This is a genomic window from Pseudomonas sp. MS19 (assembly GCF_013277615.1).
GTDB lineage: Bacteria > Pseudomonadota > Gammaproteobacteria > Pseudomonadales > Pseudomonadaceae > Aquipseudomonas > Aquipseudomonas marincola.
Map to the genome: position 1 here is coordinate 1 of NZ_VBTO01000018.1, position 25,490 is coordinate 25,490.

Genomic DNA, 25,490 nt, shown 5'->3' on the forward strand with positions numbered 1-25,490 from the left:
AATGGGTACCGACCGTTGGCTACATGAGCGCTTCGCTGGCACAGCAAGATATAGGACGCTTTTTGATGCAGCGCTATAACTGGCAAAGGCCACATCAATTCAACAGCGGGCTGGCGCCCGCTGTTGCTGAAGAAAAACTTAAAACCGTGTCCGGGATTAGTTGACCACTACACCAGGATCTTGCTCACGATCAAGGATGCTGACGTAAGCGTGCTGGGATCCCTGATTGATATCAGTGGTGTAAAGCTTCAAAAGCTCCCCTCGGCGCATGCCTGTTTCCAGTAGCAACTCAATCATCAGCCAGTTGCGCAACTGCAGGCGTTTAGGGAATGGATTGTCCGAGGAACCCGGCTGTATCAGCTCCCGGATAATTTGGAGCTGTGTATCCGTCAGACTGCGGTACCGAGCCTGGTTGGGACGAAGATCAACAGTATGGCTCTCGAAGCGCCGTTCGATGGCGTCGGCAACATCGACAAACACAGCGTTGATATCGACGAGTGCGCTGGCACTTTGGCGGATGCGCGGGATGTAGCGGGTGGCACACCAGGATAGGTAGTGCTTCAGCTTATGCAGGTACTGGTCACGTGTGCGTAAATCAATTTGGAGATGTGACGAGTCAATTGAGCCGATTCGACCTGCCAGATTGTCGGCTTGGCGGCTGCTCATGAGCCAAACGGAATAGCCGTCCAACAACGCCAGAATGGCTTCGAAGCGACAGGCCAATATTGCCTCATCAGCATCTAGGCCACGACTTTTGGCGTAGACGTAGAAAGTTTGGATCGCTCGTACATGGGCAGCCACAGTGTTGTAGGCACTGTACCTGTGCTTGAGCTGAACATAGAGGAATGGGACGAGCACAGGTAGTGGTGCGCCGGTCCCATCCAGCACAAGCAATGGCACTCGCTGCCCTGAAGAGAAACGACACTGGATTAGCTTCATAGGGAAGCGCCTACGCATGTCTACCATGAACATGCGAAAGCATAGCCCGTTTACAAGAAGGGAAGCTCGGTGGGTATCAATCGAATCAGAGTCTTACGAAGCTCATGAACATTTATGACATGGCATCTGGTTTAACATAATATACATTATGCGAACTATGTGCATTGTCCTTGCAAGAATTTCCCAATGGTCTTGGTAGCTCAAACCGTTAATCAGTACTAAAGTTTTTTAAAGGCTACAAACAGCACTTCATTAGCGGGAGAAAAGTATGTTCAAACCGCACAGTCATGCACTGGCACTTGAACCAAGGATTCTTTTTGATGGCGCAGCTGCGACAGCTGTTGATCACCAACAGGACTCGCAAGACGCGACGGACTCAAGCTCAGATACTACGCCTATGCCCACCACTCCTGTGGATACATGGCCAACAGCGAACCCGCAAGCTGCTTCACGACATTTGTTGGTAATCGACAGCCGCGTTGAGAATCGTGAGCAGTTAGTCAAACAGTTACCGAGCGACGTACATGCGCTAGTGGTCAATACCAATGAGAACGGCATTGACGCAATCGAAAAAGCTCTAGAAACCCTGGGCCAGGTCGACTCTATCCAGATTCTGTCGCACGGCAGTCCCGGCCAGTTCACCCTTGGTAACAAAACAATTTCAAGCGACAACATGAGTCAGCTCGGCGAGCAACTGGCCCAGTGGAAAGATAATCTCAGTGAAGACGCTGACATTCAGTTATATGGCTGCAAAGTGGGTGCAGGCAACGCTGGACAGACGCTTGTAGCCGAACTGGCACGCTGGACCGGCGCCGATGTAGCGGCTTCGTCAGATGATACCGGCAGCCTGGCTGCAGGTGGCGACTGGCAGCTGGAGGTTCAGGTTGGCGATATTGATCAGGCCATTGCCCTGAGCGATACAGCGCTGGCGGGCTTTAGCGGCTTGCTAGCCGATGCCGCCCCTACCCTGGCGATCGACGCACCGGGCAAAGATGTGCAACTGGGCACGGATTTCACCTTCAACCTGAGCTTTACCAATAATTCGACCCAAACCGGATATGCGCCGTTTATTGACCTGTTCATGCCCGTTACCGGCAGTGATGGTGATGACGGCGTGAGCTTTGTCTCAGCCAGCTATCTCGGCCAGAACCTGACCACCCATGTGCTGACCTTTGATGCCAATGGCCAGGCCGTGCACCCGTTGGCCGTTGGTCCCGATGGCCAACCACTGATAATCAATGCCGCAGACTATGGCATGGTTGCCGGTGACCAGATGGTGGTGATCGAGCTGCCATTTGCCAGCGTCAACCAGGGCCAGCCGCCAATCGACGTGCAGATTACCGCGCACCTGAGCGACCTGGCCGACACCGATTTCTCATTCTCCCAGGCCACCCCGAATTTGGTGATCAATGCCCGTGCCGGTTTCCAGTACGGCAACGATGCCCTGAACAACCCAACGACTGATCCCAGCTTGGTTGAATCGGGGGGTGTCGACTTTGTCGTGCATCCAACAGTCATCACCTTCGACCAGACCATCACCGCTCCCGAAGGTGAAACCGCCACCGGCCCCAATTATGGCCGGCAGTTGGATCTCACCGTCAGCCCGGCTACCGCCCAGCCGATAACCAACCTGGTGATCACTCAGCCGGTACCGGACAATGTCATTATCACCGCCATCGATCCGGGACCTGGCGGCACCATAACCACCGTCACCCTGTATGACGGCCGTACCAGCAGCGACCCGGCGGTGATCCAGGCGGCGCTGGCGCTGAATAATGATGCCGACCTGAGCAACGATCTGTATATCCAGTCGTTCACTGTCACCTATGCCAACCTCAACGCTCCGGTGACCACCACGGTGGACTTCTTCGTTCCCGATGCCGATGTTGATGGCAACCCGGTGCTTGACCCCATCACCGGGGACCCGGTCACCATTACCTTCGGCGCACCCAGCGCATCCGGCGAATGGGTGCCGCTAGACCCGCGCGACGTCGAAAACGTTGGCGACAGCATTGCCTTCTCCGGCGACGGCAATACGGTCAGTGTTGTGGCCAAGTCCATCACCCTGCTCAAACAGGTGAGTATTCAAACCGATGTAGGCACCAACGGCTTGAGCCCGGGTGACACGCTGGAGTACGACCTGCACATCGACCTCTCCGACTACTTTGCCTTCGGCGAGAATATCCTCGGCAATGGCAGTTTCATCATCGCCGACAGCCTTGGCGATGGGCAGACTCTGGTACCCGGAACACTGAGCCTGACCGTGACTTTTAACGGCACTACACAAATTATTCCGATCACTGTGACTTCGGTTGTCAATGCCGATGGCAGCACCTCGCTGGCGTTCGATGTTGGCGCGGCGATGAAAGATTTCTTCACCACCCGCGGCTGGCTCAATGGCGACCTGGCCTTCGATGACACGCTCGATGGTGCAACCACAGCGGTGCTCAGTTATCAGGCCACCATCAGCCAGAGCTACACCCCGCCAGCCGGTGATCCGCACAGTGAAATCAACGAGGGTGACTCGATAGGCAACAACGCCACGGTAACTGCCACCATCCTTGAGGACACCCTCAACCTGACTGGCAGCGACCAGGCAGATAACTCCAGCACTACCAGCACCATCCCCACCAGCAACGTCGATATCGAGCTGGCTAACCTCAATGGCGGTGGCGCCCCGGCCCCCGGAACCGAACTGCGACCTGGCGATGAAGTGACCTTCAGCGTCGGCTACGACCTGGTCACTGGCGACTACGAGAACTTCTCACTGACCGTTTACCTGCCACTGCCTCTGTTTGATCTGGGCCCCCTCAGCCAGGCTGAAATTGACTCTCTATGGAGCCTTGGTAGCGGCAATACCAACCCCAACAGCCCAGTTTCGGTCGTGGTCGGCCCCGGCAATTCGCTGGTGTTCACCTTCTCCGACTACGTCAATACAGGGGTGGAAGGCAGCCGCATCGAGATCGACTTCACCCTGACCGTCAGCGATCAGCCGTTTGCCGATAACCGCTCCTTCAACGTGCTGGCCGAGTCGAGCCAGACCACAACTCTGGATAAAAACGTCATCCTGTCTTCCGATGACGTAGCCCTGATTGCCTCGGTAGCCGAACCCTCTTTGAGCATCACTCACGGCGTGGTGTCATCCAGCAACGGGACTGTCAGCGGTGTCACTGGTGGCTGGAACCCTCCCGGCAGCGGCGGCGTGCCGTTTACCGGCGGTAGCTTGACCGAGATCGGTGATATCGACGGCTCAGTCAGCGATGTCGATGGCGGCGACCTGCTGCGCCTGGCCACCGCAATTGAAAACAGCGGCGGCGGTGGCGCCAATGACGTCAGCACCAGCATCACCCTGCCCGCCGGTCTGTCCTTTGTCGGCGGTAGCCTGTCCACGGCCAATCTGATGATCTACCGCGGCGACGGCACGCTAATGACCCTCGGCACCGATTACACGGTAGATAACGCAACCAAAACCATCACCTTTATCGATCTCCCTGGTGCTGGAGCCTTGCTTGCTGGCCGTCCCGGCACGGCTGCCGATCAGTCGGGCGAGAACCTGGTGCTGATTACGTATGACGTGGTGGTTGCCAGTAACATCGATGCCAGCGCCACCCTGCAAAGCAGCGGGGCGCTGCTCAGCTATGCCAGCGTCGAAGGTGGCGCCAACTTCCTCGCCAATGGCGTCGACAGCGATCTGGCCGACCAACAGGTCGCGGCTCCTGAGATCAGTAAAAACTTTGCTGGCGGTAGCCTCGACAACAGCGACTCAAGTGCCAGTCACACCACCGGCGCTGATCTGGTGGTCGGCGAGAGCATGCTTTACGACATCGTCGTGACCTTGCCTGAAGGCACTACCCAAACGCTGTCGATTGATGATCTTATCCCGCCAGGCATGCGCCTGGACACCAGTTTCAACGGTCTTGGTTATGAAATCATCACCACCGCTGGCGGTTCCCTCAGCGCCAACTTTGCCGGCACGGTCACCATCAGTGGGCTGAACGCACCATCTGGCACATTGGGCGATGATGGCGTCGATGCGCGCTTTACCTTTAGCGTCGCCAGCGCCAGTGCCGACAACGACACCGGTAATAACAGCTTCGTTATTCGAGTGCGCCTGGTGGCCAGCGACGTCATCAGTAACCAAGCCGGGACGGTACTGCAAAATAATGCCAGCCTCAGCTACAACGACACCGACGGCGATACTCCCAACGGCACCGCACCGACCGACAGTATCACTCGAGATGTCAGTCTCACGGGCGGCCAACCGGCAATCACCGTGCGCGAACCAACCCTGCAGATCAGCCAGCAACTTCAGGGCGATCCTGGCTTTGGCTACGATGAAGGCGATGCCGTCAACTTCACCATAACCGTGGCCAACGGCAATGCTGGCACCGACTTCGATGCTTTCGACATCAGTTTCAACAGCGCCCTGCCCAGCCAGCTCGATAACCTGCAACTGGTCAGTGTCATCTACACCGTGGGAGGCCAGGACTTCGATCTGACGAGCAGTTTCAGCCTTGACCCGACCGGACGAACACTGGTCAACACCGCCAATATTGATATCGCCAAAGGCGGCACTCTGGTAATCAGCGTTTCTGGCGTGGTCAACGCCAGCGGCGCCTCCGTGCCCGAATTCAATAGCCAGGCAGAAGTTCGCTGGAGCAGCCTCGATGGCAGCAATACTGACGGCAGCGCTGATCCCAGCGGCGAGCGCACCGGTGCCGATGGCCTGCTCAACAGCGGCGTAGTTGACGATTACCGCCTCGACAGCACATTGGTGATCCCAGTGGCGCAGGGAATCAGGATATCCCGGGTTGGCGGCCTGGATGACACCAGCGCCCCGGACCCAACCAATGCCACTGACGAGAATGTTGCCATTGGCGAGCTGATTCATTACCGTGCTACAGCCTTGCTCCCTCAGGGGGCTAATGATAACTACCAAATGATCATCACCTTGCCTCCAGGCCTGACGCTCGCCGACTTGAGTAGCATGCGCATTGGGTTTATCAGCAATGATGGCGGCTTGACCACTGACATGCTCAATTTGATCACCAGTGGACAACTGCAAATCAGCGGAAACGAGAACTCGCCAGAGGCAGGCCCCCTTAGCTCAGACCTGTCCGAGCCAGGCCCGACAGGTGTGCTTAACTCATCAAATAATCAAGTGGTGAGCGTTACTGTTGATGCCCAAGGCAATCAGGTGATAACCCTGAATTTGGGCAATATTACTAACAACGACCTTGATGACGATCTGGAAGGGATTGTCATCGAATTCAACGTCCGTGTGATGAACGCTCTCACCAACCAAGACGGTGCACGTCTCGGTGTGTTCGTCCAAGACAGTGTCAATGGTCAAGACCGAGCGACCAGCAACACCCTATACGAAAACATCGTTGAACCTAGCTTCACGCTAGACAAGCAAGTAGTCGACTTCGACCCTAATCCGGGTGGTACCACTGGCACGGCCACGGTCTCGACCACATTTACCGCTACGGGTGATGTACCGGCCTACAACGTCGTCTACACTGCCGGCTTCCAAGACGCAACCAGCATCACCTTGGTGTCAGTCACCATTAATGGCGTGGTCTATGACCAGAATAACCCGACACTCCCTCCAGGCGTGACTGCCAGCGGGGATAGCCTGCTGTTTGAGCAGATCGATCCGGGCACAACCGTCATCGCCATTTACGACGTGGTGGTGCCTAATGATGTAGCGCTTCAAGGGAGCGACGACAGCCTTACCTGGAGCAGTCTGCCCGATGACTTTACTAGTTGGGGAGAAAGTTCGGTCGGCAATGAAGGAGATGCGGACGGCGAGCGGACCGGTGACGACGGTGCTGGTCCGGATGCAACTGTTCTCAACAACTATCAACTGCTCGAAGGCGCGGGCCTGGGTATTATCACCGGCACCCTGTGGAACGATACGGAGACGGCAGATACCGACACCACGCCAGATGGCCCGGGCCTTGCCAATCAGCAGGTGGATCTGATCTGGGCCGGGCTCGACGGCATTTTTGATACGGGTGACGAAAAGACCTTCAGCACAACCACTGACCTCAATGGCCAGTTCATATTCGGTGTGCTGCCTGCCGGCCTGTACCGAATTGACTCGCCAGAAGACATCAACTCACCTGCCGCCTTCGGCGACTTGCACATTCGCATCGATACCGATGGCACCGACCTGGGCCAGATCAATATCACCCTTGGCGAGGCGGACAGTCAGCAAGCCAACTCAGGTTATGTCGAACTCAACGACGCACCCACCATTGCGGCACCAGACTCACAAACCGTCAACGAGGACCAGGCTGCGCTGATCACCGGCATCACCGTCGCCGATGTCGATGCCGAGCGTGATCCTGACACCGACAGCCGCGACATTCAGGTCACCCTGACTGTTAAGCATGGCACCCTGTTCTTGAGCGGTACGACTACCGGCGTGGTCGTCACTGGCGCCAATAGCAATACCTTGGTGCTGCAAGGGCGCATTGACGCGATCAATGCTGCCCTGACCAGCCTCAACTACCTGTCCGACCTTAACTACAACACGGCCGACCCGGCTTTGGATGGCGAGTTCCTAACCATCGACGTTAATGATCTGGGTAACTACGGCGACTTCAACGACAACGGCATACCCGGCGAGACCGACGATGAGCGGACAGCGACCGACCGCATTGACATAATCGTCAACGCGGTCAATGACGCCCCTACCGCCGTTGTTGACGAGGCCATAGCCGTGGAAGCAGGTGGAACCGACAACCGTTTGCCAGGCGTCAACCCCACGGGCAACCTCACCGATAACGACCTTGATCCGGACCTGATTACCAACCCCGACATTGAAGACCTGGATCTGGTCTCGGTGGCGTTTGACGGTGTCACCACAAACGTCCCCGCCAATGGCAATACCGTCGAGATTAAAGGCAAGTATGGCAGCCTGTTTGTCGACATCAGCGGTGCCTACCAGTACGTGGTGGACAACGACAATTTAGAAGTTCAGGCACTACGCATCAGTGGCCAGACGCTGACTGAGGTGTTCGACTACACCATTAGCGACCAGGGCAACCCGACCGCCACGGCCAACTCATCAAGCACTCTCACCGTCACCATCGAGGGCGCCAACGACACCCCGGTTGGCGTTGATGACACCTTTGAAGCGACCGAGCAAGGCGGCGTAAACAACAGCGACACTGGCAACCCCAATGACACTATCACCCCCGCCCCCGGGGAGAATGCTACCGGCAACGTACTGGCTAACGATACCGACGTAGACTCGGTTGCCAATGATGAAACCAAGCGAGTCAGCGGCATCCGCGCAACCCCGGAGGCCAGCCCTGACGCGTTGACTCTGGTGCCTGATGGCGGCTCCGTGGATATTGACGGTCTCTATGGCACCCTGACCATCTTCTCGGATGGCAGCTTCACCTATGTCATCGACAACAGCAATCCTGATGTGCAGCGACTCGACCCCAGCCAGACCCTGACAGATGTCTTCAGCTATCAGGTAACCGATGCCGGTGGGCTCAACGACCTAGCCCAGCTCAACATCACGGTTAAAGGCAACTATGACAATCCGGTGGCTAGCGATGATCTGGCCACTGCTCAGGCGGGTGAATCTGACGATGACGGCAATGAGAGTAACCCTTCTGGCAACGTCATTCTCAACCCAAGTCGTCCCGGTGATCCCACAGACAACGGCATTGATCAGGATGTAGATGGCATCGACAGGCCGAACACCCTCTTGACGGTCAACGGTATCCGCAATGGTCCTGAAGCTGCTGGCGGTACTTTCACTGCAGTCACCGCGACGACAGTCCTGGACACCTTATATGCCGAAGACATCAACGGCGTGCCTTTGGCTAACAGCACGGGCGCGGCCTATGGCCAATTGACCATCAACCCGGACGGTACAGCTTCCTTCGACGTCAACAGCGATCACCCAGATATTGTTGCTTTGCCGCTGGGTACGACCCTCAACGTGATTGTCACCTATCAAATCACCGACTCCGAAGGCCTGACCGATACCGCGCAAATCGTCATCACCGTGCGTGGAGCCAACAACGTGCCCATCGCTCAGGATGAGGTTGCGTTTGCCACCGAGGCAGGTGGCGTACTTAATGCCACACCGGGAGTGAACCCGACAGGCACACTCGACACTGCAGACCCGGATGGCGATCCGATTACTGTAACCGCTGTACGCACCGGTCCCGAAGGTGGTGCTGGCACCGCCGGTACCATCGGCACTGCGTTACGCGGCACTTATGGGTCGCTGACACTCAATGCGGACGGCACTTATTCATATGTAGTCGACAACGACATGGCCGAGGTTCAGGCTCTGCGCCTGGTAAGCGACATACTGATCGAGCGCTTTACCTATACCATTGAAGATCTGGGCGGCTTATCTGATAGCGCCGAAATTGTTGTGGTGATTCGTGGCCAAAATGACAATCCAGTGGCCACAGATGACGGCAACACTGCGACTGAAGCCGGTGGCGTCAACAATGGCGCTGGGGGGGTTAATCCAACCGGCAATGTGCTGAGTAACGACACCGACGTCGACGGCGGCGAAATAGCCGCCGACCCGATTGGCTATGGTGAAAGTAAAGCCGTCAACAGCGTGCGTACTGGTGCAACAGAAGGTGCTGGCACCACTGGAACACTGGGCAGTGAACTGCGCGGTAACTATGGCTGGCTGACCCTGGGCGCAAACGGCCAATACACTTATCGGCTGGACAACAGCATGGCCGAGGTTCAGGCCCTGCGCGCTGGCAACCAACTGACTGACAGCTTCAACTACAGCGTCATCGATGCATCAGGAGCAACCGACATCGCGGTGTTGAACATCACCATTCAGGGCGCCAATGACGCCCCGGTTGCCAGCAATGATACGGCCTTCGCAGTCGAGGCTGGCGGTCTCAACAACACCACGCCGGGCACCAATCCAAGCGGAAACGTGCTGGCCAACGACAACGATGTCGACCTGAACGGCGAACAGCTCAGTGTGTCCGGAGTGCGGAATGCTGCCGGAACAGGCACTGTAGGCAGCCAGTTAGCGGGTACTTATGGCAGCCTGCTGCTGAACAGTGATGGCAGCTACACCTATACCGTAGACAACAACAATGCGCTGGTTCAAGCATTGCGAACATCAATCAATACCCTGAGCGAAAACTTCACCTACACCATCCGGGATCTGGCTGGAGCCACCAGTACGGCGACCTTGACGGTGCTCATTCGTGGTCAGAACGATAACCCTGTGGCGGTTAATGACAGCGCCACGGCAGTAGAAGCCGGCGGTACCAATAACGGCACGCCCGGCATCAATCCTAGTAGCCCTCCGCTGACTAATAACCTATTGACCAACGATACCGACGTTGACAGCGGCGACAGCAAAACCATCGACGGTATCCGTACCGGCACTGAAGCGGCTGGTGGCGCTTTCACCCTGGTTAACGGCAGCCAGTCGATTGTCGGCACCTACGGCATACTGACAGTGCAGCCCAACGGTGCATATAGCTACGTGGTCGACAACGACAAGGTAGAGTCACTTAAGCCCGGTGACAGTGTGCAGGAGGTATTCACCTACAGCATGCATGACACTGCCGGCGCTCAGGACACTGCCCAATTCGTTATCACCATCCAGGGCGCGTGGGATGCTCCGGTTGCAGATAACGACTCTGGAATTGCCGTGGCTGATAATGGCGATGGCCGATTCATCGACCCAATCGGCAATGTGCTGGACAATGACACCGACGTCGATCAAGGCGACAGCCTCACCGTGACAGCGATCCGCACTGGTGAAGAAACCGCCAGTGGCACGGCTGGAACCGTGGGCACCGCGCTGGTTGGCCAATATGGCACATTGACGATCAATGCTGATGGCACCTATCAGTACATTCTCGACTCGTCCAACCCAGCTGTTCAGGCACTCAATCTGCTCGAAAGATTGAATGACTACTTCACCTACACCACCACCGATCAGGGCGGCCTCAATGATCAGGCACAATTGACAATCCTGATCATTGGCCGCAACGACCCACCCGTGGCAAATGATGATGCGGCTACGGCAGTCGAGGCCGGCGGTTTGAACAATGCCACGCCCGGCGTAAACCCCAGCGGCAACGTGCTGGGCAACGATACCGACCTGGAAAGCGGCACGCTCACGGTCACGGCGGTGCGCACCGGCAGCGAGTCTGGCAGCGGTACCAGCGGGGCTGTTGGCACCAGCTTGCGCGGCCAGTATGGTGACCTGGTGCTCAATGCCGACGGCAGCTGGAACTATGTGCTCGACAACAGCCTGGCGGCGGTACAAGCCCTGCGGACCAGCGGCCAGACCCTGACCGACACCTTTACTTATACCATTCAGGACCCATTCCTGGCCGACGATCAGGCGCAACTGGTCATCACCATTGAAGGCCGTAACGACACGCCGATTGCCTTCGATGACAATGCCACTGCGGTAGAGGCTGGCGGTATTGCCAATGGCACTGCCGGGGTAGACCCGGTGGGTAACGTGCTGGACAACGACACCGACGTTGACAGCGTGGCTAACGGCGAAACCAAACAGGTACTCAGCTTCACCAGCGAACTCGGCCAGTCGGCCGCTGCAGGGCAAGTACTCAAGGGCCGCTACGGCAGCCTGACAATCAATGCCAATGGCAGTTACCAGTATGTGCTCGACAACGATAACCCAACGGTGCAAGCCATGCGCACGGCTGGCGAAACCCTGCGGGAAGTGTTTACCTACCGCATGCGTGACACTGCCGGAGCCGAATCCACGGCGCGTCTCAACCTGCTGATACAGGGCGCCAACGACAACCCAGTGGCGGTTAATGACAGCTCAGTCGCCAGCGACCAGTTCCTCGCACCGCAAACCAGTGGCAACGTACTGCTCAACGACAGCGATGTCGACGGCGGTGACAGCCTTCAGGTATCCGCCATTCGTACAGGAGCAGAAACCGCCAGCGGCACCAGCGGCAGCCTTGGGCAGCCCTTGAATGGTCGCTACGGCACGCTGGTGATCAACGCTGACGGCAGCTACACCTATAGCATCGACCTGACCAACAACGAAGTGCTCGCCGCTGCCGGCCTCGGCCAGGTTCTCCAGGACGTGTTCACCTACACCCTCGTGGACCTGGCCGGCGCCACCGACCTCGCCGAACTGGTGATCAACCTGGATATCTCGGCGCCTTTTATTCCGGCCCCGCAGGATGGTCCCTTCCACTACCAGCGCTACCCTGGCGACAATGACTTGAATTACACAGGGCTTAAGGATGTAGAACCGGCGGTATTTGTCGGTCCGGCGGTTAACATCAATAATTTCCTCAACACAATCAGCTCACGTATGACCGACGGAAGTCAGATTCGACTCGAGTCCCTGCCCGGCCTGCAAAACCAGATCGAACAAGAACGCCTTGAAGTCATTGGTCAGAGGGACGATCAGCAGGTACACCAGGCTGTACTCGACAGTCAATTCGACAGTGAGTTGGATCTAGCCTGGATACTGGGTCGTCAGGGACGTGTCGATTTGACTGCGGACGGATTGCTGAGCGATCCGTCGATTTTCGCCAGCTTGGCGGACGACCTATCTCACCATCATGCTTATCCAGAAAGCGCAGCTCAAACTGCACCTAGTTTCAAAAGCCAGCTTCAGGCAGCAAAACGCCATAACATGGTTTTGCCACTTGAGCAGCTCGGTGATGGCCAGAGTGAAAAGATACGCACGGAACTATCCAAGAGAGGTTAAACAACTACTACAAAATAGTAAAGTAAGCGTTTCCCTGCAAATTACAGAATCGATTTGGGTGGAGGCCAGGTATCTTCCTGTACGTTTTGACCTGGCCAAATCCCGCTCATAGGCATCTGACACTTGCAACGGGGAATTGTCTTTTTTCGCATGCGGCTGGGACTGTGAACGGATCAACATTGTCAGCGAATCAACAAAGCCTGAGCCTGCTCAGGTTAGAACATTGAACTCACTGACAATCCACCAGACTTCTGCTGCCAAGGCGATGATGACAAACGCCTGATGATAACGGTCATTGGCGACGCGGGTGCCGATAAGCGACATAGTAATCAAACACGCCTGACGTATTTGATACTCGATTCCCAACGCACGGAAATGCTCATCACCTTTGAGTGCACTGTCGATCATGTCGACTGCGAACAACGCTGCAAGCAGGCCATAAAACCAGGTTCGGCGTGAATGGAAATACGCTTTGAACCCGGAGTATTCATCGAGGTTGTCTGGAAACAGGATGGCGCAGATGAAGAAATACAGCGCTGCGTAACAGATGACAAAGAATTACAGCTCAAAGGTCCAGCGCGTTATTTTCACCAGCGCAAACTCGAACCACCAGAAATGCACGACAGCGAGCAGCAGAAAAAATGCCCAGCCCAAATGCACGCTATAGATGTATTCACGTTTAGGATGCTGCACAAAACGCGCAAGGCCATTGAGCAGCCTCGCCACACTGAGGCCTGTGACCATGCCGATGATCACTCGAACGTGGAAAAACGAGTCCGGGTTGAGTACCTCTGACTCCATACACGATCCTTAGAAGTGGAACCCATTGACCCATCTATGATGGCTACTTGCTGAGTAAATCATCTGTGAAACGCCACAAACGTTTGTGCACAGGCTTATGCGGTTGGACGTGCGCAAAGTTGTTTCGAGTGTAGAAGAAAACTGCGGTTTATCACTCCCCTGCCCTTGATCGCTTCGACTCCAGTGAACCCGACGCCGTTTACGCCGGGTTGTAGCAAATACAGCTAGTCGATAAAGAAATTTGCAGCCAGCGGTAGCAATACGGCAGTGAAAACGCCGAGCAAACTCATTGCAAGTGCTGCAAATGCGCCTGTTTCGCTGCTTTCTTCGAGGGCGCGGGCAGTGCCGATGGCGTGCGCATTCATGCCATAAGTCATGCCGCGTGCAGCTGGATGCACAACGCCAACTCGACGCAATAACATTGGCCCGAGCGCTGTGCCGATAACCCCGGTGAGCATGACGAACACTGCCGCCAACGATGCGATGCCGTGCAACTGATCCGTCACCAGCATGGCAATAGGCATGGTGACTGATTTAGATGAAAGTGTAATCAACACGGGCAGGCTGGCACCCAGCAAATAGGCAATCAGCACGGTGAGCACCACAATCAAAATTCCGCCGACCAATACAGTGATCAGAATTGGCCAGAGCAGCAGACGAATACGCTTCATATTGTTGTAAAGCGGTACGGCCAAGCCAACAGTTGCTGGCCCTAACAACATTGCAATCGGTTCTGCGCCTTGGCGATAGGTTGTGTAATCAAGGCCGGTAATCAGCAAGGTCGATACGATCAGAACCATTGCAACCATGACCGGCTGCAGCACCAACCAGCCACTGCGACGGTAAATCACGACTGCAATTTGAAACGCAACCAGCGTCACAACCAATGAGAATACCGGATTGAATATAAGGTTGTGCCAGGCGGCTGAAACATCACTCAGGCTCATTGGCGGCCTCGGCTTTGCGCTCAAGACGCACGGTGAGGTACTGCATCAGCAGGCCGCAAAGCGGTACGGTAATAATCACCGAAAGCACTAGTGCCGCTGCGATGGCCACTCCTTCGTCGAGTAAAGCGGTACCGGAAACCATGATTCCGGCAGCAGGCACGACCAGCAGCAAGGGTAGATAGCTCAATAGCCAGTTGGCCGCTTGTTGCAATGACTCATCAATCCCGCGTATGGCCAAAATAACCACCAGCAGCAACATTCCGATAATGGCGCCGGGCAGCATCGGTAGCCAGAGGGTACTGATCAGACTCCCCAGCAATTGCAGCGCTAACAGTAAGGTCAGTCCTTTGAGCATGATATATTCTCGACGGAAAAACCCTAACTATGCCTCGCTGTAGAGCGACTGCATAGCATCAGTCGAGAACACAAAAACCATATCAGTCACCTGAAAACCGCTGTATTCACTTATAAAAAGTTGTGTAGACCACATCAAAACCGAACTCACCGGCGTTAAGTCGCTCTAGCTGGGACAGTTCGGCGGTGAAAGTAATGTCGGTTCCGCCCGAAGGGATTTGCTTGGCCTGCTCGGTGCCGAAGGGAATGTAGGCGCCCGTCTCGGTGTTTTTCAGTTTGAGGATGACCCGTGTATTTTCATCCTGGATGCCAACGCCCCCACTCAGGGGCGCATAGCCAGGTGCAGAGAAGCTGGTTGTGGTGTTGGCGATGGAGCTGCAAGTCCATGAAAACTTGAAATCCTTGCTTGGCTTGGTATTTCCCAGCCGCGTAGGAATAGGTGGGAACACCACATTGGTTGGCGCACTCATTGTGCAGGTAGTCGCGGCAGCATCGATGGTGGCAACCGATGGCACCACGCGCAGGGTCTTGGTGTTCACTGCGGCGTTGGAATAGCGCGCCGTCATGAAATTCACGGTACGCGGAAAGTCCAGGGCAATGTGGGTTGAGTCGGTAATCTGGCCATCTTTGATTACATCGAAGACTTTGACGCTATTGCTGCCTTCGATACAGGTGTCAGCGTCGCCGCTAGCCGCTCTTATCGCGTCAATCTGTACCCGATTGTTGACCCCACCAACTGTGGTCAGGAAAGGATCGGAACCAATACTTACGCCCCCCGCGACCCGGTAGGTCAGGCCATCAACATTGGTCAGAAGATCGGCTCCGCTTCTTACATTGTTTTCGGTTGCCATTGCGAAGCGAATCGTGCGCTCGCCCGCGCTCATGGGTATGGAGCATGAGTACTGATAATTAACAGTCACATTGCCAATTACAGTACCTGCGACGATGTCGTTGTTTACCGCGGTTATGCCTGAATAGAGGGTGTTCAGTGCAGAGAAGCGACATTCCCAATTCTCGACGCCGGAACAGGCGGCAAGCGTCTCACCGCTAAATAACAATCCTGAGAGTGCCCCAAGGGTCGTGGGCATGATTAACGCTCGAACCTTTGCGGCTAACAATGAAGTCTTCATGAATATAAGATCCTTTTATCATCATGATCGGCAATTAACTGGCTTCAGAAATGCATTGCGCCTGTACCTGCACATAATTGCCATTTGGCGCGTCTTCGGGCTGCTCGTAAACCAGCGTACAAGACTCATCGACCCCTTGCCCCCAAACAACGCGCAGTTCCGGATATTCGCCACGAATAAAGATAAGCCCGCCCTGCCCCACAAGACTGACCTGCTCGCCTGCAGCATCAACAACCTGAGCGCCGAACGGAATCTTGGGTTCGCGCTTTACCCGCAATAGCAGCGGGCTGCCCGTAACAGTGGGGTACTCAAGCTTCACAATTGCACCGCGGCGCGGCACCGTTTCCTGGGAGGTCAGGGATAACTCAACATCCCGGGAAAGCCCTTTAGGATCGAGCGCCACGGTATTTTTCCGGTAAGGAGTCAAGTTAGTCACCGCCGCATAGCCGCCGGCGTTCACTTTAGTGCCTAAACCGCCTCGGATTGCTGCGCCCTCTGCGCTTTCGCCTCGACCAAAGCAATCGTATCCCCCTGCTCCGGTGACGCCACCAAACCACCACTGTGACCCAGCAAGGTTCCGGTGGCGGATACGGTGTATTGGCTGAAGTCCTGTCCAATACTGGTGCTCGCGCCTATCTGTGACAGGCTTGTACGGTACTGTAGGTCGCCACCGTAATTCTCGGTGCTTCCAGAACTGTCGATATCGGCAGCGCCGTACACGCCATAATTCAACTGATCATTGGCACCGCCCGAGCCATTTAAACTGGTTCGAAAGCCGTGTTTATCATCGCCGTCTGACGACACACTGGTATTCACATAAGCTCGGTTACTGCCCAGTTCAAAGGGCATGCTAAGGGTTAGCAGGAACGAGTCAGTGGACTCATCGCTGTCGTCTTCCAAGTCACGGCTGGCAGTGAAGTTTAAGCTCCCCCAGTTGAAGCTTTTGTTGAGTCCGATTTGAAACGTAGTGGTGTCTTGCTCGGAGTCCCAGTAATTCTGCACTACGCCGGAGACAAAAATACTGCCGTAGTCGCCAAACGGTTGATCAATGTTGAACTGGTAGCGGTTCTTCTCACGGTTGAATACATCAGACGGATTATCACGCACCTGCACGAAGTCGGAGAAATCCAAATATTCTTCATTGGAGAAACGTGAAGCCGTTATTGAAATATTGGTTTGGCTGTAATCAATCAACCGGTTGAAGTTCAGCCGGTAACTCTCACCTGAAAACTCATCTTGTGTTGGACGAGCTTCTACCGAGATATTACTGGCTTGGGTGTGGGTGACATCAAGCGAAATCGCGCCCACTGGCGTACCCACAGCAGCACCGGCGAGCACTGCATAATAATCCTCTGCGCCTGTTGCGCCGGTATACAGCGTTAAATCATTGGTGATACCGCGCCGGTATGTACCTTGAGCGAACTCTGGTTCATATGAAATGTTGTCGTCCCGGTAACGTCCCAGGGTCATGCTGAAACGTGAAGAGCCAGGACGAAGCATCTGGATTACCGCTGAAAACGGCACAGTGAAGCGTTTGACCCTGCCATCGGCCTCGGCTACTTCTACATCAAGATCACCCGAGTTGCTGTTGGGATAAAGGTCGCTGATTGCAAATGGACCGGGCGATACGGTGGACTCATAAATGACGTTATCACCCTGGGTAATCGTCACCTTCGCGTTAGTGTCTGCCGTGCCACGCACAATCGGAGCAAACCCTCGCTCAGTCTCGGGCAGCATCGACTCATCACTGGCGATCTGAATGCCAGTGAATGAGAGACTATCGAGGGTTTCGCCAGGCGTGAAGTACTCACCCACAGTAAACTGGGAACGAGCACCTGTTACGTCAGTCTGGACATAGGTTTTCTGAGCGTCATAGTTTGAGGGCTCATCATCCTTATTCTCATAACGTCCATCGTGGCGAAAACGCCAGCCCTCGAAATTGAGCCCGGTGCGCAGGTTGGCGCTGAATGATGAAGAATCATCCGCATCGCTTTGCTTGTTGAGGAAGGCGTTAGCTGAATAATTAACGAAACCTGCCGTGATACCAGCGTCCCAGTCTTTAGGGTCGATGTAATCCGGTCTGACCATGCCGATGTAGGCTTGTGGAATACTCAACTGGGCATTGAGTTTGGCCAGGTTCATGGAGAATGTGGCGTCAGGTATGAGCGTGGTTGCTTCGACACACGACTCCTGTAGTAACCGTTTGACCTTCTTTTGGTCTGGGAGGCTTGCAATATCAACACCCCATTGTGCGACGTCAGATGCCGTGAAACAGAAGCGCTTTTCTCCCTCCTCGGCCTCATCCTCGATTACGTTGACACTTTGGCGCAGGCTGGACCGGCCATTAATGATCACATCAATTCGATAAGTACCAGCATCGATTGCACCCGCTTTGGCGAAACGGGATAAATCAATGTTCTGCCCCATGCCTTTGAGCAGGCTGCTGTCAAACATCACATCATCGTCTACCGCGCCATCATCAACCTCTACTGTTGTTTCTACATCATCAGCAGGAGGCGCATCATGTTCTGCAGGGGCTAGATCTTCAGCGCACACAACATTTGGCAGTGCGGTAAACAAAAAGACAGCAAGAAGATTCGTTCTAATCAGAATGAATAACGTGCAATTTTTATTAGATTGCGAACACAAAATTACACCAATATCATGATGAGAAAGATAAAAATATCGATATGCTTATTGGAGTTTGCTGACTTGTGTTTGAGCGATACCAAAATCATTGAGCCAGCGGAATGTAACGGTGCCACTATTCAAAGGGCCAGGCGATTTTGAAAGCGCGTAATCCTTAGTTGCTAAAGGACTAATCATGCCGCCATCTTTATTGATGAATTCTTTTCCACTAGACTCTAACTTCAGCCCGCTGATACTTGTGTGATACTGACTCTTATTAGTCGCACGCAGTACATATTGATCAGCATCTTTCACAACAGCCCAAGTAATGGCTTTGGCTGCGTCATAGGTTGTGCCCTGCAAACCTTTTGGCCGATAGAATAATTTTATCCGCGACCGAAACGCCATGCGCATGACGTTTTTACCATCTGCATTTTTACTTCTTGCGGGTATTTCGAGCACATTCAACCAATAGACAGACTCACGATCTTTAGGTAATGGATCGCCCGTATAAGCGATACGGAGTGTCTGGCCTTGCTTAGGTTCAATGCGGGTCAAAGGAGGCGTAACAATAAACGGCAGCTCTTCAACGCCGGGAGTCACTGCTGGATCACCACTGTCAAGCCATGCTTGCATTAGCGCGGGAGACTCGTTTTGGTTCATCATGTCGACTGTAATTTCACGCGCATCTCCGGGATATACAGCTCGCGTGCCAGATAAAGTAACACTGGCGCTACAAGCTACAGAGACAAACATTAAAAACGCGATGAAACCAAATTGACGACCACGGGATTGCAATAACATACACTGTCCTTAGTGATGACCAGCAGTTGATTACTGCCTACTGCTTATTGGTATTCAAGCGTGTAAACAAGATTCGTATTTACAAGACCAGCGATTACTTGACCATTCGAGCTAACATACTGAGCCTTATAAGGCAGTGTTGCAGTGTCGTCCGCAATATCAATATATGGGTTATTGGTTTGCGTCGTGCTGGCCAGGTCGATTCGGGTGCCTTCACCGTCGGTGATTTGCACCTGAACATTAGTAGCGCCGCCTTCATTCGAGACGACTTCGTTTTCTAGGTTGCCTGTCGCTAAGTTTACGTTGTCATTTTCGAAGTAGGCGCGGACCTTGCCACCGGTGCTACAGCCAGTAAGGGCAAAAGAAAAATCCTTTGCGCCAGCTACGTCACCGGTTTCAGCCAGCTGAACCGAAGAAACGTCAGGCAGGGTCACGGTCGCATCACCAGTGCCACCATCGACTGATACGTCGCATGAGGTGGTGGTAACCAGGCCATTGATGGTGATGGTGCCGTCAGAAGCAACAGCCATACCAGACGAGAGGATACCCATGCCGATAACGGCGGTTGCGATAATCTTCTTCATAAATTCCTCGATGCAAATAGATTGGATTTCTTTGTTACTGACACGCAAGTTTTTGTGTGGAGCAACAATTTAATAATAACTAAAGCCCAAAAAGTAATATGTAGGAAAAATTTGACTTCAGTGCATCATCATAGGCTTTTTAGCGATTATGAAAGTTACTACAGCGCACAACAATCAGTATTTGTATACCGGAGTCGTGACAAAATGATGCGAAAAAAATAGCCATGAGCAAACTGCTAATGGCTATACAAGCTGAACCTTAGTAACCAATACCTAATACGGCACCAGGATCTTCAGGTTAGCGATAATCGATGGTGTAAACCGTAGCAGTGGATACTAACCCCGCAGTAACTTGCCCGTCATAGGCATAATACTGGGCGTTGTAAGTTACACTGGCTGAACCATTGACAATGGGCACGAACATGTTGGGCTCACCATTGACATTCAGGTCAATCGCATCACCCAACTCGTTAGTTATCTGCACTTGAACTTTGCCTGCCCCACCAAAATCAGTAGAGATTAAATTATTCAAATTTCCCTCGGTAGGATCGACATTATCGAGTTCAAAACGGGCGCGCACCCCTTCGAGTTGTGGGCAAGCAACCAATTCAAAAGTGAATGGGCGAGTTCCTGCTACGTCCCCCGTATTGATTAGCTTTGTTGAGCTTACTTCTTCAAGGGTGATATCGGCATTATTGCCCTGGCCGTCAACATTTACATTGCACGAGGCATTGTTTACGTTTCCATTGATGCTAATGGTTCCGTCGGAAGCGAGTACATACGCAGGCGAGATAGAACCCATGGCAATGAATGCAGATAAGATACTTTTATTCATATATTCCTCTAACGCTATCATTGAGACCGCAACAATTTGCGACTGTAACCGTGCTGGCACGATGCTACACAATACAGAAGTGGCATTTTGATGGCTGTAAGGAGTTTCTGATGCATCTAGAGATTATAATCTTGATGAAAGCACGTAGCATATGCTGAAGTGATAAGCTGTGTGTAACAACAGACAAGAATGACCAGGTCAAACAAACTAGTTGGCACTCAGCTTTGCTTCGGATGTTTTAATGCTGCCAAAATCATTAATCCACTGGTATGTGATCTTACCTGTTGTAACGGAACTGCTGAGCCCTTCGAGTTCATAATCAAAGGTGGATTTTGGTTTGATCATCCCACCGCTTCCATTTAGGTAAGTCTTACTGTTTGAACTCAGGCTGACATTCGGAATTGTAATATGAAACGGTGATTTATTAGTGCCGCGCAGTACATAGCCCTTATCTACCTGGACTACCGACCAGCTTATATTATCTCCCTCAGTTTTTGGATCGCCAGTTAAGCCTTCCGGACGAAAGAAGAATTTAAGTTGTGAGCGGTAGGCCAACTGAATGTAGTTTTGCCCTTTTGCGTCTTTGCCGGTGGGCGGCACCTCGAGCATGTTGAACCAGAAAACAGATTCAACATCATTCGGCAGTGGCTCGCCCGTATAGGCAATTCTGAGGGTTTGCCCCTGATTAGGCTCAATACGCGTAAGGGGCGGGGTCACAATGAAGGGTAATTTCTCTTCACCGGGTCCGATTTTAGTGTCACCGCTGCCTATCCAGGACTGTATTAATGCCGGTGTATCATTTCTATTCTTAAGATCTACGGTAACTTCGCGTTCCTGGCCAGGGTATATGATACGAGTACCGCTAATTGTTACACTTGCAATGCTGCTGCTAGACAACGCTAACAGCAGAATAAAGGTGAGTAATCTGTTGTGCTTAGTCATGATATCCGAATCATCCATTCAATATTCTTTGTTATCGGGTGAACTGACAACAACAAGGCTGTCCCTAGCTATGATTACTGATAAAGTATGTTGTAAACCAAAGCGCTAGTAACTTTACCTACGCTAACATTGCCCGCAGCTAAATAACTGGCTGCGTAGGTGAAGCCGACCTCACCCGCGTTGTCTATTTCTTGAAATGGATTGTCGGCGACAAGGTTGGTATTCAGATCTAACCGAGTGCCTTGATTATTAGTTATTGCAATATTCACATTTTGAGCGCCACCGTCAGACGGCAAGGTAGTGTTGCCCAAGGAGCCTGTAGGTGCATATACGTTGTTCGCTTCAAAGAATGGACGCACCATCAAGCCGGGCGTGCAGTCTTTCAACGCTATTGTGAATGGTGTGCTGCCTGCTTCAATTCCAGGTGTATTGAGCTCCGAGAGCAGTACACTTGGCAGGGTCACTGTTCCATCACCGCTGCTGCTCCCATTTACCGATAGATCGCAAGACTGGTCTTGTACCAAACCGGAAAAGTGAATCGTACCGTCTTCCGCGTTAGCCACCTGCGTTGAGAGCAGGCTCACCCCTAATGTAATCGCAGAGAGTGCGTATTTCATAGCCAGCAACATCCATGTTGAAGGTTCATCTTCCTATTGCGCTGCACAACTCATTGCTTCGCGTTGTGCAGTTTGCATTCAAAATGCACTTTCTAGGTTGTCACCACATTCATGATAACCATTTCGTTAGCGAAAATGATTACCGATGTGTAAAAGCACAATTTGTTTTACTGGTATTCTATACTGTAAACCAGTGAACTGGTGACCAGGCCAACAGTAGATCTTTCTACACCAGTGAGTGCAACATTGTAATTAAACACAGTTTCGCCATCTACTTCCAGCGGCTTGTAAGGGTTCTTACTATCAGGGTTATAACCTCCGGCATTCAGCGACACGCCATCTTCGTTGTAAAGTGCAATTTGAACGTGCTCTGCCCCGCCATTTTCAGGTGAGGTAGTGTTGATCAAGTACCCACCCTCGGCATTATCCGCTTCAAAACGCGGCCGTACAGTCATACTTGTATTGCAGTTTCGCAGTGCAATAGTGAATGCAGTCTGCTCAGCATTGTCAATATCCGTCAATTCACTCAGCTCAACAGGGGGTATAATTACTGTTCCCTCAGATGAGCCATTGCCATCTACTGACAAATCGCAAGATTCTTCTGTCAGCATGCCGTTGAATTGCACTATTCCATCTGCAGAATAAGCAACACTTGATCCAATGCAACCGAAACCCAACAGCGTATATGCTAAAAACTTTTTCATAGAAACCTCTGAATAATCAAATATAACCCAGCTAAATAACCACTTTCGTCAGTACGTGAACTCAGCGGTATTGCAGTGTGTAGGTCAATGCACTACTTACAGTGCCAGACGTTGGATTAACGCCTGCAGTATATTGGACGTTGTATTCCATAACTGCGTTGCCTGCGCTGGTTATATCCTGATAAGAGTTAGTGCTCTCAGGATTGGTTCTCAGGTCAATCGATTCATCATTAACGTTCAGAATTTCCAACTCAACATCACTTGAACCGCCGTTTGCGGTGGATACCGTGTTCAGCAGATAACCACTTGCGGGATTCACATTGGTCGACTCAAAAAATGGTCGGACCATCATTCCAGGGGTGCAATCAGACAGGAGAAATAAAAACGAGGTGCTGCCGGCTTTTGAGCCTTCATTTGGCAGCGCTGATATACCCAGTGTTGGCAACGTTACCAACGCGTTAGGGCCGACACCATTTTGGGCTTGGCCTTGTGAAATATCAATGTTGCAGCTTTGTCCAATCACGCTGCCTATAAAGTTCACGGTGCCATCCGAAGCCGTAGCAACTCCAGCGGTCATGACGCTTACGCTAAATAAAGCTGAACTCAAAATAGTTTTCATCGTTCCCTCGATGTTTGAATTTTCGATTACTTGTAGAAACCCTGACATTGCTTTCGCGTTTTGCGATGCAGCAAGCACTGTTGAGCAAATTCGATACTAGTTAATAATAGAGTGCTTACATGTAGGTATTTTCTGATTCATTGTATTGTAATTTAACCCCACACGGCCAACCTGAACAAGTCAGCGCTTGTATATAAACGCTCAGAATCATTGTGGCTTGACATTTACGCGCAAACCTAAAAACCAAAAACCTTCACGTGCCTCATCATTTTTCGCCTTGATTTAACCTACCCTAGATTGACAATCAATAAGTCGTATACTAGCGCAACTCGAACCATCAAAATATGCGAATTATAGTATTCAGATCTTCTTATTATACAATTAATACACCGCAACAAATCCAAGCTTAGCTAATCGACGACTAATCACTGATACTCTATACTGTATACCAATGAACTAGTTACCCTGCCGATTGTTGCAGAATTTGAATTACCTGTAACAGCAACTGCATACTTGAACATTACCTCTTCTGTTCCAGAAACAGGCTTGAATGGAACTAAACCATCCGAGTTAGCTCCCCCTATATCGAGAACCTCTCCGTCCTCGTTATATATAGCAAGGTTTATCAGTCTTGCACCACCGTCCTCTGATGAAGTTGTATTAGCCAGGTACCCATTGGGGCCTGCATTATTAGACTCGAAGTACGGTCGTATCTGATTATTCGTATTGCAGTTTCGCATTGCAATTGTGAACGAAGTCCGTTCAGCACCAGACGCATTGGTCAGGTCACTTAAGTTGACTGAGGGTATAACTACTGTACCACTAGAAGACCCATTACCATTGATAGATAGATCACATGACTCTTCTGTTGCGTGCCCTACAAATTGTACAATCCCATTAGAGGCAAAGCTGTAATTTGCAATCGCACAACTCACACTAAACAACGTACACGTCATAATATTTTTCATAACATCCTCTCGATAATTCGCACTACGTTATACCCAAGACCAAAATTCTGAATTGAAAATTCAACATCATTTATACTGTAAGGTATACGTCAGCGCGCTACTTATATCGCCAGACGTAGGATCAAGTCCGGCTGTATATTGGACGTTATAGTGCAGAATAATTATACCATTGCTCCCAACATTGACAAACTTGTTCGTTGCTTCTGGATTGCTACGCAAATCAATGTATTCGTTATCAATGTTCAATATTTCAAGATCAATTCCTGTCGCACCGCCATTTAGCTCTGAAACTGTATTAAGTAGGTAGCCTGTTGAGGTGCTAACATTATTCGATTCAAAATAAGGCCGCACTTCGATGTCTGGCGTGCAGTCAGTTAACGTAAAATTGAATGTAGTATTACCGGCTTTGGAACCTTCACTTGAAAAGGCAGACAACCCAATAGTTGGCAGAACTACTAATCCATTTGGGTTGCCGTTGTCAGTGACGAGACCTTGCGAGATATCTATATTACAGCTCTCACCATTTACGCTACCCTCAAAGTTAATGGTACCGTCTGATGCTAAAGCTGTTGCTGCTGTAAACATGCTCACACTGAACAGAGTTGAACTAACAATTGATTTCATCTTTCCCTCGTTTTTGCAATTGGTCGAGTGCTAGAACCTCCACTTCTATCAAATCAAGTGGCGCGCTAGGCTTTGCGGAGCAAATGAATACTAGCCAATGGCCAAAAGCAAATATGTAGGAGTTTTCTGATGAGCCGCAGTATAATTGAACTTTGAGTTTATGTACTTGAAGTAATAGCCACTTTCGCAATTTCCCTTCAGGACGCAGCAATATACTGCAGGTGCTTTCTGTTCAGCGCCTACTTACTATATATGTAACT

Annotated in this window: 18 protein-coding genes and 1 pseudogene; 2 read left to right on the top strand and 17 right to left on the bottom strand. The window is 52.3% G+C overall.

Translation table 11 applies throughout. The features are described from left to right. A pseudogene (locus tag FEZ62_RS20780) lies at nucleotides 1-164 on the top strand (IS3 family transposase); the annotation flags it as partial. On the opposite strand, the gene FEZ62_RS18480 reads toward FEZ62_RS20780, so the two are convergent. Next, nucleotides 157-939, bottom strand: a complete 783-nt coding sequence (locus tag FEZ62_RS18480; protein ID WP_242454992.1) for a hypothetical protein — start codon at nucleotides 937-939, stop codon at nucleotides 157-159. The pseudogene FEZ62_RS20780 and the gene FEZ62_RS18480 sit on opposite strands and share 8 nt — an antisense overlap. 268 nt (nucleotides 940-1,207) lie before the next feature. Between FEZ62_RS18480 and FEZ62_RS18485 the strand changes: the two genes are divergently transcribed. After that, on the top strand, nucleotides 1,208-12,673 hold the full coding sequence (locus tag FEZ62_RS18485) for a VCBS domain-containing protein (protein ID WP_172929367.1): 11,466 nt from the start codon (nucleotides 1,208-1,210) through the stop codon (nucleotides 12,671-12,673). A gap of 210 nt (nucleotides 12,674-12,883) precedes the next feature. On the opposite strand, the gene FEZ62_RS20650 is transcribed toward FEZ62_RS18485, so the two are convergent. The 16 genes from FEZ62_RS20650 to FEZ62_RS18560 form a co-directional block, all read right to left on the bottom strand. Further along, nucleotides 12,884-13,081, bottom strand: coding sequence for a hypothetical protein (locus FEZ62_RS20650; RefSeq protein ID WP_201970350.1), 198 nt, complete (start codon nucleotides 13,079-13,081; stop codon nucleotides 12,884-12,886). A 150-nt stretch (nucleotides 13,082-13,231) separates the two neighbouring features. Further along, nucleotides 13,232-13,474, bottom strand: coding sequence for a hypothetical protein (locus FEZ62_RS20655; protein ID WP_201970351.1), 243 nt, complete (start codon nucleotides 13,472-13,474; stop codon nucleotides 13,232-13,234). 224 nt (nucleotides 13,475-13,698) lie between these two features. Beyond that, nucleotides 13,699-14,421 (bottom strand): LrgB family protein, encoded by a 723-nt coding sequence (locus tag FEZ62_RS18495; protein WP_172929368.1) that lies wholly within the window; start codon nucleotides 14,419-14,421, stop codon nucleotides 13,699-13,701. Then, complete coding sequence (locus FEZ62_RS18500; protein ID WP_172929476.1) at nucleotides 14,408-14,779, bottom strand: CidA/LrgA family protein; 372 nt, start codon at nucleotides 14,777-14,779, stop codon at nucleotides 14,408-14,410. Before FEZ62_RS18500 ends, FEZ62_RS18495 begins: the two co-directional genes overlap by 14 nt. A 103-nt stretch (nucleotides 14,780-14,882) precedes the next feature. Beyond that, the gene (locus tag FEZ62_RS18505) at nucleotides 14,883-15,905 is read right to left on the bottom strand and encodes a hypothetical protein (protein WP_172929369.1); all 1,023 of its coding nucleotides are present in this window, start codon (nucleotides 15,903-15,905) and stop codon (nucleotides 14,883-14,885) included. A gap of 34 nt (nucleotides 15,906-15,939) precedes the next feature. Beyond that, entirely contained in the window at nucleotides 15,940-16,365 is a 426-nt protein-coding gene (locus tag FEZ62_RS20950; protein WP_172929370.1) for a FimD/PapC C-terminal domain-containing protein, read from the bottom strand. Between the two features lie 8 nt (nucleotides 16,366-16,373). Continuing rightward, entirely contained in the window at nucleotides 16,374-18,554 is a 2,181-nt protein-coding gene (locus FEZ62_RS18515; protein WP_172929371.1) for a fimbria/pilus outer membrane usher protein, read from the bottom strand. A 45-nt stretch (nucleotides 18,555-18,599) separates the two neighbouring features. Beyond that, entirely contained in the window at nucleotides 18,600-19,337 is a 738-nt protein-coding gene (locus tag FEZ62_RS18520) for a fimbria/pilus periplasmic chaperone (protein ID WP_172929372.1), read from the bottom strand. Between the two features lie 44 nt (nucleotides 19,338-19,381). Further along, a complete protein-coding gene (locus FEZ62_RS18525) occupies nucleotides 19,382-19,921 on the bottom strand; it encodes a fimbrial protein (protein ID WP_172929373.1) in 540 nt (179 codons plus the stop codon). 298 nt (nucleotides 19,922-20,219) lie between these two features. Beyond that, entirely contained in the window at nucleotides 20,220-20,756 is a 537-nt protein-coding gene (locus FEZ62_RS18530; RefSeq protein ID WP_172929374.1) for a fimbrial protein, read from the bottom strand. 207 nt (nucleotides 20,757-20,963) lie between these two features. Then, nucleotides 20,964-21,716, bottom strand: a complete 753-nt coding sequence (locus FEZ62_RS18535; RefSeq protein WP_172929375.1) for a fimbria/pilus periplasmic chaperone — start codon at nucleotides 21,714-21,716, stop codon at nucleotides 20,964-20,966. 56 nt (nucleotides 21,717-21,772) lie between these two features. Next, complete coding sequence (locus FEZ62_RS18540) at nucleotides 21,773-22,315, bottom strand: fimbrial protein (protein WP_172929376.1); 543 nt, start codon at nucleotides 22,313-22,315, stop codon at nucleotides 21,773-21,775. 167 nt (nucleotides 22,316-22,482) lie between these two features. Further along, nucleotides 22,483-23,019, bottom strand: coding sequence for a fimbrial protein (locus FEZ62_RS18545; protein WP_172929377.1), 537 nt, complete (start codon nucleotides 23,017-23,019; stop codon nucleotides 22,483-22,485). Nucleotides 23,020-23,080: 61 nt separating this feature from the next. Beyond that, nucleotides 23,081-23,638, bottom strand: coding sequence for a fimbrial protein (locus FEZ62_RS18550; RefSeq protein ID WP_172929378.1), 558 nt, complete (start codon nucleotides 23,636-23,638; stop codon nucleotides 23,081-23,083). Between the two features lie 425 nt (nucleotides 23,639-24,063). Beyond that, nucleotides 24,064-24,606 carry a fimbrial protein gene (locus FEZ62_RS18555; RefSeq protein ID WP_172929379.1) on the bottom strand — a complete coding sequence of 181 codons (543 nt, stop codon included), beginning with the start codon at nucleotides 24,604-24,606 and terminating at the stop codon, nucleotides 24,064-24,066. Nucleotides 24,607-24,672: 66 nt separating this feature from the next. After that, the gene (locus FEZ62_RS18560) at nucleotides 24,673-25,230 is read right to left on the bottom strand and encodes a fimbrial protein (protein WP_172929380.1); all 558 of its coding nucleotides are present in this window, start codon (nucleotides 25,228-25,230) and stop codon (nucleotides 24,673-24,675) included. Between the last annotated feature and the right edge of the window lie 260 nt (nucleotides 25,231-25,490).

What these genes read in the sequence shown, in the direction of transcription:
- FEZ62_RS18555 (WP_172929379.1), bottom strand. Translation starts at nt 24,606, where the DNA reads ATGAAAAATATTATGACGTGTACGTTGTTTAGTGTGAGTTGTGCGATT.
- FEZ62_RS18535 (WP_172929375.1), bottom strand. Translation starts at nt 21,716, where the DNA reads ATGGATGATTCGGATATCATGACTAAGCACAACAGATTACTCACCTTT.
- FEZ62_RS18560 (WP_172929380.1), bottom strand. Translation starts at nt 25,230, where the DNA reads ATGAAATCAATTGTTAGTTCAACTCTGTTCAGTGTGAGCATGTTTACA.
- FEZ62_RS18480 (WP_242454992.1), bottom strand. Translation starts at nt 939, where the DNA reads ATGAAGCTAATCCAGTGTCGTTTCTCTTCAGGGCAGCGAGTGCCATTG.
- FEZ62_RS18485 (WP_172929367.1), top strand. Translation starts at nt 1,208, where the DNA reads ATGTTCAAACCGCACAGTCATGCACTGGCACTTGAACCAAGGATTCTT.
- FEZ62_RS18520 (WP_172929372.1), bottom strand. Translation starts at nt 19,337, where the DNA reads ATGTTATTGCAATCCCGTGGTCGTCAATTTGGTTTCATCGCGTTTTTA.
- FEZ62_RS18540 (WP_172929376.1), bottom strand. Translation starts at nt 22,315, where the DNA reads ATGAAATACGCACTCTCTGCGATTACATTAGGGGTGAGCCTGCTCTCA.
- FEZ62_RS18525 (WP_172929373.1), bottom strand. Translation starts at nt 19,921, where the DNA reads ATGAAGAAGATTATCGCAACCGCCGTTATCGGCATGGGTATCCTCTCG.
- FEZ62_RS18505 (WP_172929369.1), bottom strand. Translation starts at nt 15,905, where the DNA reads ATGAAGACTTCATTGTTAGCCGCAAAGGTTCGAGCGTTAATCATGCCC.
- FEZ62_RS20655 (WP_201970351.1), bottom strand. Translation starts at nt 13,474, where the DNA reads ATGGAGTCAGAGGTACTCAACCCGGACTCGTTTTTCCACGTTCGAGTG.
- FEZ62_RS18495 (WP_172929368.1), bottom strand. Translation starts at nt 14,421, where the DNA reads ATGAGCCTGAGTGATGTTTCAGCCGCCTGGCACAACCTTATATTCAAT.
- FEZ62_RS18545 (WP_172929377.1), bottom strand. Translation starts at nt 23,019, where the DNA reads ATGAAAAAGTTTTTAGCATATACGCTGTTGGGTTTCGGTTGCATTGGA.
- FEZ62_RS20650 (WP_201970350.1), bottom strand. Translation starts at nt 13,081, where the DNA reads ATGATCGACAGTGCACTCAAAGGTGATGAGCATTTCCGTGCGTTGGGA.
- FEZ62_RS18530 (WP_172929374.1), bottom strand. Translation starts at nt 20,756, where the DNA reads ATGAATAAAAGTATCTTATCTGCATTCATTGCCATGGGTTCTATCTCG.
- FEZ62_RS18550 (WP_172929378.1), bottom strand. Translation starts at nt 23,638, where the DNA reads ATGAAAACTATTTTGAGTTCAGCTTTATTTAGCGTAAGCGTCATGACC.